Below are 10,376 nucleotides of genomic sequence, written 5' to 3'. Positions count from 1 at the left end.
ATATTTTTCGTCACAAAAAAAAAATAAGCGATCTATTTAAAATACGACCACCATTAAGTAGGTATAGATAGTCAGCTTCATTAATTCAAAGATTAAAAGACAGTCTATTTAACTAATAACCTGAACAGTTTTGACAACTTTACATTGACGTACCAAGGCATGTGCCACAAAGCCTAAAAAAGCGACATGGAAGAAGCTGAACCACTGTGCATACAATTATCTAATTTTAAGAATCCAGTATGATACTCTTGTTCCGCCGTGTTAACTGGAGTGACAAAAGAGTTAAACAAAACGCCTAATGGCCAATCGGATTTATAATCAATACTTGAAGCCGTATTAATAGGAATATCTATGGCATCTAACCGATACCCAAAGGTTAACAAGTCTTTTTCATAAGCTGCATCGAAACAATAATGCCATAGGAAAGGATTGACCGGATAAGAGGTTTTTCCACTCTTCAGCTCATCCCAGGCACTGTTGCAAAATGCCATACCCTGCTCATCCAGATCTTTAATAGAAAAGTTCTTGCTAATACCCAACTCTGTTGCCGTATAGTCAAACCCTGCAATAGCAAGAAAACTGTGCGTATTTCGGGGAGGGCGAAAGCCAATATAGTTGTTGATTTCTTGTACTCTTGTAATCAAGGGCTTTATTTTCTCAGTGCAGGTAACAAAATCACCGGTTCCGTTTCTGCCGTCTGGCAAGGTGTAATCTACAGGAAAACATGATGCCCGGTTCAAATACTGGCTTATTGCATGATCAAGCCCTAAACCCAAAAAACTTTCTGCATTAAGCTTGTAAGTCTTGCTGTTTATCTTAACGATAAAATCCTCATCCTTATCCACCTCATAAGCAATCTGTGTAGAAGCACCGCCCAGTTCAAGAATACCGATTGTGTCTCCCTGTAGTTTTATGCGCGAGTTGTCATAATTCAACGCCAGCCAGGCATACAGCCCTTCTTTTCTACCTGTTATTGTCGCCACTTCGATGGTGGCTGAAGGAAACTTTTCTTTTAACCGTTTTCTAACTTCATCATTCAGGGCTGCTCTTTTCTCCGGCCCTATTTGTCGCATTCCAGCGGTTGAATAAAAGTAAATATCATTAATATTTTCTTTGCTGGCTGAAGCAAATAGCCTCTGAAGATATCCATCCAGACTATCTACCTTTTCCTCATGAACACCTCCTTTTATTTTGCTTAACGTTTTTTCCCTAATAACAGGCATTCCGTTGGCAGGGTCTGAGGAATATTCATAGATATGGAGCCTTGAACCGGTACTGCCCGCATCGACTACTGCTGTTTTCTTTTCCGAACCAGAACTATAGTCCGCCATTGCCACTGAGCACAAAATTACCAGAATACTGGCTAACTTACCTGAAGACATCTTTCCTGAAGACATAGTAGTCACACCGTGCTTTCCCAAGGTTGAAAACACCCACATTGAAACCTGATAAGAGAGTAGCAGAACTTCGAGAGCATGAAGGTTCGGTATTTTAATATTTTTTAACAGAACATGGTCGATAATTAGTAAAGTTTAAGTTAAAAAACGCTCAATAAAATAGAACCTATATAAATGAACAATAAGCCACCCTTATGGGGAGAACCGGCCCCTTGGTTTCACGCTCATACAACCAATAACCCTCGATTTGCATTTTCCAGCCTCGGTGGACGTTTTGTCGGACTGGTCTTTCTCGGAGACTGCTCAGCAAAACCGGTTATCAAGTTCCTGGAAGAAATCACTCAAGCAAACGTAATCACTCGTGATAACAAAAGCGTCCGTTTCGCAGTCACCTTGAATCAAAAAGATCTGCATAACCCTCAGGCGCAGGCAGCCTTCCCAAAACAGCGCATTTTTTATGATGAAGGGGGCACTGTTGCCAGACGATACGGTGCCTTGGGCAAACACTCCGAACAGCAAGAAATGTTCTATCCTTACTGGCTAATTCTTGACCCAACGCTTCGTGTCTATGCCAGAGGCAACATTGATGAACCTCATATTTTTATAAAAACCATGCAGAGCTTGCCTGACCCTGTCTACCATGCATCGCCAGAGATAGAGCCATGGGCCCCGGTTTTACTGGTACCCAGGGTGCTTGAAACCGACTTTTGCGAAACCCTTATTCGTTATTATCAGAAAGGGCAGCCGGAGCCATCGGGCTTTATGCGAACCATTGGGGGTAAAACAATGGAGCTGCAGGATAACACTATCAAACGTCGAACCGACATCAGTATTGATGATGAAATCCTGCAGGCGGCACTGAAACATCGAATAAAAACCCGCCTTACTCCCGAAATAGCCAAAGCCTTTCAGTTTCAGGCGACACGTATTGAACGCTTCATCGTTGCCTGCTACGGCAGTAGTGATGCAGGCTTCTTCAAAGAACACAGGGATAACACTACAAAAGGCACCGCACACCGACGATTTGCTATCAGCATCAACCTTAACAGTGAAGAATACGAGGGTGGTGAATTGTGGTTTCCAGAATACGGCAACCGTCGCTATAAGCCCCCCACGGGCGGTGCTATTGTCTTTTCCTGTTCTCTTATGCATGCAGCGACGCCGGTAACAAACGGCACCCGCTATGTCACCCTGCCATTTCTTTACGATGATGCGGCAGCCAAAATACGTGAAGAAAACAATCGCTTTCTGGGCGATGGGGTTGAGCCTTATCAGTCTCGCTAACCTTTGCCAGTGGTGGGTCAAATGTGAAGCAGTAAAAGCTTGTTAAAGCTCAATACGCATGTCTGGAGAAAGTCCTGCCAAGTGTTCCCTGAGTACAACTTTATGAGCATCCATCATCGGCAACTCCCGGATCAGCGTCGGCCAGTGAGCCCTGGCTGTTTCCAGCGCATCATCAAGATGAACTTTTATGGCAGGCCAGGGAGCACCTATTCGAGTAGACCAGTACCGGAAAGTGTCCATAGTGATGTTTTTCCAGACTTTCTCCTTACCCATGTTCAGCGCAGAGCCTGTCTCACCTCTGACATAAGGCAGAGTAGTAACGATGTCATAGGCGGGCGACAGCTGCGGGTGGATTCGATCAGGATAAATCATGCTCCAGTTTTTTAAATGAGCGTCACCATTGGCCAGTAAGATATTCGCCAACAGTCGTCTTGTCATCTGCTGCAAATCCGCCAGACCGTTCTGACCAAACTGGTAAATGATACGGCCTATTTGCTCATAGTTGGCATGATGATATTTTTTATGGGCATACAGCTCAAAGATCTGGGCAAAGTCTTCTGCATGAATGCGTATTTTTTCGTTCTTGTTGCCACTGCGGTCAAACCGGCGAATACCAAAAGCCATAGACTCGTTCGGCAGAACAATATCTGGCAGATTGTCGAGCTTTTCCAAAGGTATAAGCTGAATGTCCGGAATGTGAACCCCTATACTCTCAGCGAGTTTCATGGCAGAAAATTCGTTCTCCGGTACATTTCTGTGTACCGTTGAGGGGGTTTTGATGATCCAGCTGTCAGCGCCTATTTGTGCGCCGATATTAAACCGCCCATCCCGACGCACACTGGAAAACTTCATCTGCACGCCAGCCAGTGAAAATTTTGAATCTGTGGCCCTCACATCTATCTGGACAGGTTCTATCTGCCCTCTTCCGCTCAAGGCCCAGGCAGGTATCTGTCCAGCGCTGATCGAGTGAGCTGCCAATGCCCCCGGCAGGTTTTCCCCAGTCCAGGCCAGAAGAGGGAATTCATTCTCAGTATGAGTTTTCAGAGTGCTGGAAAGCCATTCGCGTAACGCACCTTCTGGCAATAAATTAGAAAGAACTGGCGACAGGCGTTGAGAGTGACTCTGTCGCTTTTCCAGATAATCTTCCTGAAACATCTGAGTGAGGGTAAACGTCGGGCGCTCGATGGGTGAAAGCTGACGATACTCAGGATCAAATGTCAGCCTGTTTCGGCCTCCGGAGTAGTGAACCAGAATGCCGATACGCTGACCGTGGAGAATAAGCGACAGAGCTTCTGTAAACTCAGAGCGAATGCGTTGTGATACAGCCAAGATTCAGTCCTCCAAATCTTTAAGAAATCCTTGCCAGGCTGATTGTCTGTTTTCATCATTGGGCGTAATAAGCTCATCCTCTCCAGATAGATGCCTTGGTATCAGTTTCAATTCCAGATCCAAACCTTCAAGAATGCGAAATAACGTCGAAACCCGCAGATCACTGCCAGACTCCGCTCGTTGATACTGCTGCTGCGACATCCCGATTCTCATCAGCATATCCTTTTGTCCCAGCCCTTTGCTTTTCCGGTAATCCCGCAAAGCTTTTGCCAGCTCTTCCTGTGTTTTCATTGGAGGCACCCAAAATACAACCTGTAAGATGTAATGTAGACAAAATACATGTTAATTGATGTATTATCAGTGTTTACAACTTATATTATGTAATTATAGAAAATACAACTTAAAGGTTGTTTTAAGAGGCATAAAACTGTTCTATGAAACGCCTATCAGGTGATGCTCAAAGCACTTTTTTCAAGCAGATTCAGATATTCCCGCACTTCCTCAAACTGGAACTGATTGAACACTTTGATGCCATGCCTTTCCAGAAAAGCCGAGGTCACACCCTGACCTGAAATCTTGCGACCCGAAAATGAACCATCGTAGACCCTGGTACTGCCACAGGAAGGGCTGTCCTCGGTCAAAATCGCCACCTTGATGTCGTACCTTTGACACATCTGATAAGCCTTTTCAGCTCCTGCCAGAAAAGGCTTGGTGACATTCTGGCCGCACTCCGTTTCTACTTCAGCGGAACCATCTATGACACAGCCTGCCAGACCTTCCACTATTTCAGCGGGCAGCCTGGGCACAGCTAAGCCGCCCTCCAGCTCAGGACAGACAGATACGATACGACCTTCTTTTCGCCATACTCCCAACCAGAAATGATCCACTCTTTTGGCCTTTCCATTGTACCGAACCGGATCACCCAACAGGCAGGCGCTCACCAGTATTTTTTGCACAATTAATGAACTCAAGTTGCGTGGGGAAGACGAAAGCCTACGCCAGATGCAGGCAGTTATCCAGTTGGGCTATTCTGAACAGTCAAATAAAATTGCAACAATCGCAAAATCAATTACTCTAGACACAAGATAAATCATCAAAAGGTGAATTTATCTTGTGCGTTTCAACTTTAAGTGTTTGACAAGGTAGCTTGAACCTTAGCCATAACAGCGAGTGTTGTGCTCGTTGCGGTTTTAATCAAGAGTAGACAGCCAAAGGATCATTCCATGAAAGGACTCTTTTTTAGCGGCCTCTGTTTGTTGTCCTTGCCCGCCTTTTCAGAAAACTACCTCCCTCTGCCATCACCACCGGTCTCCGCGGAAGCTCATGACTATAAAAAGCAGAATATCGATCAGTTGACCGAGAACGGAGATGATGAGGAACTGGTAAGGCTTTCCGGTCAAATCATTAAGAAGCTGAAATGTTCAATTTACCTGTTTCGGGATAAAACCGGAGAAATCCAGATTCAGATTAAGAATGACGACATACCCAAAAAGGGTCTGCTGTTTCGTTCTCCCACCATTATTAAAGGGGAGGTCATGAGAGACCCCAACAAGCCTATTATGGTGGAAGCTGACAAGATTCTGTATGTCTTCTAAAGGCTGATCAGTACCTGTGGATTCCGGATCTTTGATCCGGTTCTGAATACGGTCACCGACCTTCAGCTACGGCCATAGTCGCTCTCATATTTAGTTTTCAGACATTTTTTTCGGGTAAATTTAGTTTTTTATGGCAGTATTTAGTTTTTGCTGTCTATAAAAGGCTCGATTTATGCCAGTCCCCATTGGCTACGAATGGTTGAAAGAACATTTCCAGCTGAGTGTTGTACCCCACTCTGTTCGCTCCTTCACCGGAGGTTTACTGGGGACCAGGGCCGACCAAATAAAACGGCATGAGATTCTCGAACAGAACCTTCCCGACTCCGCCAGACCGGAAGAGACTCTGGCAGGGCACCTTCTGTTTGCTTTAGAGCATGAAGGTGCCAACCCGGCTTATCTCCGACAGGTTTTTCTGCAAACAGGCGCAAAAGATCAAATTCAGTCCACGATCCAGAAGCGCCCCAGTGGCCGCTGGAGCCGTCGTTTGTGGTTCTGGTATGAGTACCTTACGGAAACCTTGTTGCCACTGCCTGACTGCAAAGCCGTTAAATATGAGTCGGTTCTTGATGAAGAGCGCTACTTTACCGCTCACCCCATTAATATTCGGCGATACTGTCTGCGCAACAATCTACCAGGACATGGAAGATTCCTGCCACTGGTTCAAAAAACGGATGCTCTGCGTAAAGAGTCCGATGCCAGCCTGGAACAATGTCTGCACAGCGCCCTTGCTGATTACGACGAAGAAGTATTTGCCAGAGCCTCGCGCTTCCTGACCACCTACGAAACCCGAACCTCTTCAGAAATTGAATCCGAAAACATCACACCTGATAAATACATTCGTTTCGGCCGGGCACTGGAAATGGCAGGCCAGACACCACTGACCAAAGAGCGATTAATTGAAATCCAGAACATCATTAAAGATGGTCACCAACAGGAACCTGACTATCGGGTTGAGCAAAACTACATCGGCGGCCCCGGCCCCCAGGGAGTGGCCCTGCCACCACCACGCCCGGAAAACATCGAAGACCTGATGGATGACTGGTTTACCATGGTAGAACGCTTGGCCGACTCAGACGTTCCCGCCAGTGTGCGAGCCGGGATTCTCTCAGCCAGTTTTGTCTATCTGCACCCTTTTATAGATGGCAATGGCCGGATCAGCCGTTACCTGATCCAGGATGTTCTGGCGAAGTCCGGCATTCTGAAATCGGGGATTATTCTGCCGGTGTCTGGCGGGATTCTGAACCGCCAAAAAGACTATTATCAAACACTGGATCTGCTATCCAGAGCCATATGCGCCCAGACAGATTACTACATCGATGAAGCCGGACACATCACTATAGAAGGAGAAACAGATCACCTGTTCCGCTATCTGGATCTGACTCACTATTGCCAATGGCTTTGCGAAGTGATTGGCGATGTAGCTGCGCACCTGCTGCCCAAAGAAATAGACACGCTGGTACTGGCCGACCGCCTCTACCGGGCTCTGGATGATTTGCTTGATCTATCGGCAAAAGAGCTGCGCCTGATGGTCAAGATTATTCTCGACAACGAAGGCAAGTTGAGTAAACGGAAGCGAAAACAGTTCGAGTTTCTGACTGAACACGACTTCAAGCAGATCGACCTGGTGGCTGCCGAAGTACTAAAAATCAATACCAGGCAGTAGCCTGAGGAGCTTTCTCAGCAATGGCAGCAGATTATCGATCGACAAATAGCGAGCAGTTTGAGCCAGAAAGCTTTTTGCCAAGCTGAAAGCGAACGTCGAACAACTAAGTCTTTATCCTTAATTTACCCATCCAGCTTGCTTATAGGCACTCCCAGATCGAAACTCTATCTACACGGTAGATATCCGTACAAACAGAGGGGTGAAATATGGCAACTGCACGTTTAGACCTAATGGATGAAGACTCTACACAGGTTATTTCTGAATATGAAGGCATGACAGTCGAAAACGATGTCTTTGATCGCTTTACAGAAGTCTGCGAAAAAGCAAAAGCTCCAAATATAGCTTTGCTGGATGCCTTGGCATTTGCCGAGGAGAAAGGTATCAATAAAACAGCCGGACTCAACATCCACCCATACCCACCTCAGTAAAGAATCCGACAACGAATAGTACCATCAATTTCTTTCAGCTTCTCCAGCGCAATCTCACTGTGATCAGCATCGACGTCAGTCACCACATAACCGACAGATTCGTTAGTTTGCAGGAACTGACCGCTGATATTGATATTATTTTTGGAAAAGACCCTGTTGATCGCTCCCAGAACACCGGGGATATTCTCGTGAATATGCAGGATACGGTGCTTGTCCGGATGAGCTGGCAGTGACACTTCGGGGAAATTAACAGACGACAATGTTGTACCATTGTCACTGTACATAATAAACTTCTCAGAGACTTCACGACCGATATTTTCCTGCGCTTCCTGGGTGCTGCCGCCTACATGAGGCGTCAGAATCACATTATCGAGCCCACGCAGCGGGCTGACAAACTCTTCATGGTTGGAACGTGGTTCTTCCGGGAAAACATCAATGGCAGCACCCAGCAACTTGCCTGTTTCAATGGCACGGGCCAGGGACTGAATGTCGACAACGGTTCCACGGGAAGCATTGATCAGAATACTGCCTTCTTTCATGGCCGCAAACTGCTCTTTACCAAACATCCATTGAGTGGCAGGTGTTTCAGGAACGTGCAGGCTGACCACATCCGACATGGCCAGCAGTTCATTGAGACTGCCTACCTGGCTGGCATTACCGATGGACAGTTTAGTCACCACATCGTAGTAATAGACGTCCATGCCCATAGATTCAGCCAGAACACTCAGCTGGCTGCCGATATTGCCGTAACCGATAATACCCAGCTTTTTGCCGCGAATTTCGTAGGATTTGGCGGCACTTTTCTGCCAGCCACCCCGGTGAGCAACCGCATTTTTTTCAGGAACACCTCGCAGCAAAAGAATGGCTTCAGCCAATACCAGTTCAGCAACAGAACGAGTATTGGAATAGGGTGCATTGAAGACTGGAATGCCACGGGAGGTAGCAGCAACCAGCTCAACCTGATTGGTACCGATACAGAAACAACCGACGGCAATCAGCTTCCGGGCTGCGGCAAAGATGTCCTCGGTCAGCTGGGTCCGGGAGCGAATGCCGACAAAGTGTGCTTCGGCAATCCGGCTTTTCAGCTCGTCATCTGGTAACGACTTGGACACATAATCAATATTGGTGTAGCCGGAAGCTTCAAGCACTTCCACAGCAGACGGGTGAACGCCCTCCAGAAGGAGGAATCGAATCTTACTCTTGTCCAGGGAAATAGAGGGCATAACAATGGCTCAGATGTCTTATTATCTACCGTGTATAGTAGCTGGCTTTACAACCAGTCGGGCTGAGGATAATAGCACACAAAAGAAAAAGAGCCTTATCTTAAGGAGGCAACCTCTGGATTTTTTGTCCAATCACCACGACGGGGTTTAAACCTCGAGTGTAGAGCAGTTATGATGCGTTTCTGTTTCAGACACCTATACTCGACAACGTAGTCAGAATCTGTCTGATAGCCTGAGACAATGCCGGGTGGTCTTCGGAAAATTTGATGGCTTCCTGCTCAAGCTGTTCGTTGTAGTCCTGCAGGGGTATGTCGCCCTCTGCCTGAGCCAGCGCCAGCTGTAGCTCGTCGGTAATCTGCTTGAGGGCGCCTGCTGTACAATCATCCACAGGTTGCCCTTCAATCAGGTCGTGCAGGTTCTGGATATTGATCTGGAGTTCTTCGGACATGACGTGCTCCTGGGATCCGGTTAATCTGGAAAACGAATGTCTGTACTGTGAATGATAGTTGTAGCATGAATAAACGACTGATTAATACTCATGATGTATCAAGCTATGAGCAAAATAACAATACAAGAACAAACCAACAAAAAGGAAGCCTCATGAAGTACAGGCATCATTGGCTAAGTGGCGATCGCATTAACCTGCCGACCGGCAAAGTTGTCTGTGTCGGTCGTAACTATGTTGAGCATATCCGGGAATTAAACAACCCTCTGCCCGATGACCCGGTGTTGTTTATCAAGCCTTCAACCTCCCTGGTATCCTTGGAGACTCCTTTTGCTATCCCCGTCGATCGCGGTGAAGTGCATCATGAAACAGAAATAGCGATCCTGATAGATACCCAACTCCAGAATGCCTGTGAGAGTGAGAGTATTGATGCTATCAAAGCAATAGGGCTGGCACTGGATCTGACGCTCCGGGATGTTCAATCCCGGCTGAAAGCGAAGGGGCTGCCCTGGGAAATAGCCAAGGCGTTTGACGGCAGCTGCCCTGTTTCAGGCTTTATTGCCAAGGAATACCTGCCTGATTTTGATGACATTCACTTCAGCCTTAAAATCAATGGCCAGATTCGTCAGAAAGACACGTCAGCCCACATGCTGACTTCCATTCCGGGACTGATCAGCTATATCAGCCGTCATTTCACACTGGAACCCGGTGATATTATCCTCACAGGGACTCCGGCTGGTGTCGGTCCTTTGAAACAGGGGGATCAGCTGGAACTGGCTATTTCTGACCGGTTTACTCTGACAACATCCTGTGTCTGCCCGTAAGACAATCACTTCAGATTGCGAATAAACGGCTTTCTTCGTCGGTCATATAACTGTCACATTTTCACCTTATAGTTTTTGTCAGTAGATACATGCCTATAGTCGTAGAAGTGCCTACAGCCGTTAAAGTGCCTACAGCCGTTAAAGTGCCTACAGCCGTTAAAGAGAGGCTCAAAAAATCCCTTCAGGAG

The 10,376-nt window shown here is 46.7% G+C and carries 11 protein-coding genes; 5 read left to right on the top strand and 6 right to left on the bottom strand.

Features of this window, described 5'->3' with window-relative positions; genetic code table 11:
* Positions 1 to 173: 173 nt before the first annotated feature.
* Complete coding sequence (locus K7B67_RS21730; RefSeq protein WP_252180629.1) at positions 174 to 1,397, bottom strand: hypothetical protein; 1,224 nt, start codon at positions 1,395 to 1,397, stop codon at positions 174 to 176.
* A 174-nt stretch (positions 1,398 to 1,571) separates the two neighbouring features.
* Here K7B67_RS21730 and K7B67_RS21725 point away from each other — a divergent pair, with 174 nt between their 5' ends.
* Positions 1,572 to 2,681: a 2OG-Fe(II) oxygenase gene (locus K7B67_RS21725; RefSeq protein ID WP_252177932.1), complete on the top strand. Its 1,110-nt coding sequence runs from the start codon at positions 1,572 to 1,574 to the stop codon at positions 2,679 to 2,681.
* A 42-nt stretch (positions 2,682 to 2,723) separates the two neighbouring features.
* On the opposite strand, the gene K7B67_RS21720 is transcribed toward K7B67_RS21725, so the two are convergent.
* From K7B67_RS21720 to K7B67_RS21710, 3 genes are all read right to left on the bottom strand, one after another.
* Positions 2,724 to 4,010, bottom strand: a complete 1,287-nt coding sequence (locus tag K7B67_RS21720) for a type II toxin-antitoxin system HipA family toxin (RefSeq protein WP_252177931.1) — start codon at positions 4,008 to 4,010, stop codon at positions 2,724 to 2,726.
* Between the two features lie 3 nt (positions 4,011 to 4,013).
* Positions 4,014 to 4,301: a helix-turn-helix transcriptional regulator gene (locus K7B67_RS21715; protein ID WP_252177930.1), complete on the bottom strand. Its 288-nt coding sequence runs from the start codon at positions 4,299 to 4,301 to the stop codon at positions 4,014 to 4,016.
* 155 nt (positions 4,302 to 4,456) lie between these two features.
* Positions 4,457 to 4,966, bottom strand: coding sequence for a DUF523 domain-containing protein (locus K7B67_RS21710; protein ID WP_252177929.1), 510 nt, complete (start codon positions 4,964 to 4,966; stop codon positions 4,457 to 4,459).
* 267 nt (positions 4,967 to 5,233) lie between these two features.
* Here K7B67_RS21710 and K7B67_RS21705 point away from each other — a divergent pair, with 267 nt between their 5' ends.
* The 3 genes from K7B67_RS21705 (at position 5,234) to K7B67_RS21695 (ending at position 7,696) form a co-directional block, all read left to right on the top strand.
* Positions 5,234 to 5,605: a NirD/YgiW/YdeI family stress tolerance protein gene (locus K7B67_RS21705; RefSeq protein WP_252177928.1), complete on the top strand. Its 372-nt coding sequence runs from the start codon at positions 5,234 to 5,236 to the stop codon at positions 5,603 to 5,605.
* A 172-nt stretch (positions 5,606 to 5,777) separates the two neighbouring features.
* The gene (locus tag K7B67_RS21700; protein ID WP_252177927.1) at positions 5,778 to 7,268 is read left to right on the top strand and encodes a Fic family protein; all 1,491 of its coding nucleotides are present in this window, start codon (positions 5,778 to 5,780) and stop codon (positions 7,266 to 7,268) included.
* Between the two features lie 206 nt (positions 7,269 to 7,474).
* Positions 7,475 to 7,696, top strand: a complete 222-nt coding sequence (locus K7B67_RS21695; protein ID WP_252177926.1) for a DUF1778 domain-containing protein — start codon at positions 7,475 to 7,477, stop codon at positions 7,694 to 7,696.
* On the opposite strand, the gene serA is transcribed toward K7B67_RS21695, so the two are convergent.
* Together serA and K7B67_RS21685 are read right to left on the bottom strand one after the other, a co-directional pair.
* Positions 7,690 to 8,919 carry a phosphoglycerate dehydrogenase gene (gene serA / locus K7B67_RS21690; protein WP_252177925.1) on the bottom strand — a complete coding sequence of 410 codons (1,230 nt, stop codon included), beginning with the start codon at positions 8,917 to 8,919 and terminating at the stop codon, positions 7,690 to 7,692. The two genes, K7B67_RS21695 and serA, sit on opposite strands and share 7 nt — an antisense overlap.
* Positions 8,920 to 9,106: 187 nt before the next feature.
* Positions 9,107 to 9,367 (bottom strand): DUF4404 family protein, encoded by a 261-nt coding sequence (locus K7B67_RS21685; protein ID WP_252177924.1) that lies wholly within the window; start codon positions 9,365 to 9,367, stop codon positions 9,107 to 9,109.
* 152 nt (positions 9,368 to 9,519) lie between these two features.
* On the opposite strand from K7B67_RS21685, the gene K7B67_RS21680 reads away from it, so the two are divergent.
* Entirely contained in the window at positions 9,520 to 10,188 is a 669-nt protein-coding gene (locus K7B67_RS21680) for a fumarylacetoacetate hydrolase family protein (protein WP_252177923.1), read from the top strand.
* The last annotated feature ends 188 nt before the right edge of the window (positions 10,189 to 10,376 follow it).

This window comes from Endozoicomonas sp. 4G, from assembly GCF_023822025.1.
Taxonomy (GTDB): Bacteria; Pseudomonadota; Gammaproteobacteria; order Pseudomonadales; family Endozoicomonadaceae; genus Endozoicomonas_A.
Note: the sequence above shows the minus strand (reverse complement) of the source record. Positions and strands in the feature narration are given on the sequence as shown.

Coding starts and splice junctions, on each gene's coding strand:
- K7B67_RS21730 (WP_252180629.1), bottom strand. CDS start 1,397: ATGTCTTCAGGAAAGATGTCTTCAGGTAAGTTAGCCAGTATTCTGGTA.
- K7B67_RS21725 (WP_252177932.1), top strand. CDS start 1,572: ATGAACAATAAGCCACCCTTATGGGGAGAACCGGCCCCTTGGTTTCAC.
- K7B67_RS21715 (WP_252177930.1), bottom strand. CDS start 4,301: ATGAAAACACAGGAAGAGCTGGCAAAAGCTTTGCGGGATTACCGGAAA.
- K7B67_RS21705 (WP_252177928.1), top strand. CDS start 5,234: ATGAAAGGACTCTTTTTTAGCGGCCTCTGTTTGTTGTCCTTGCCCGCC.
- K7B67_RS21700 (WP_252177927.1), top strand. CDS start 5,778: ATGCCAGTCCCCATTGGCTACGAATGGTTGAAAGAACATTTCCAGCTG.
- K7B67_RS21695 (WP_252177926.1), top strand. CDS start 7,475: ATGGCAACTGCACGTTTAGACCTAATGGATGAAGACTCTACACAGGTT.
- serA (WP_252177925.1), bottom strand. CDS start 8,919: ATGCCCTCTATTTCCCTGGACAAGAGTAAGATTCGATTCCTCCTTCTG.
- K7B67_RS21685 (WP_252177924.1), bottom strand. CDS start 9,367: ATGTCCGAAGAACTCCAGATCAATATCCAGAACCTGCACGACCTGATT.
- K7B67_RS21680 (WP_252177923.1), top strand. CDS start 9,520: ATGAAGTACAGGCATCATTGGCTAAGTGGCGATCGCATTAACCTGCCG.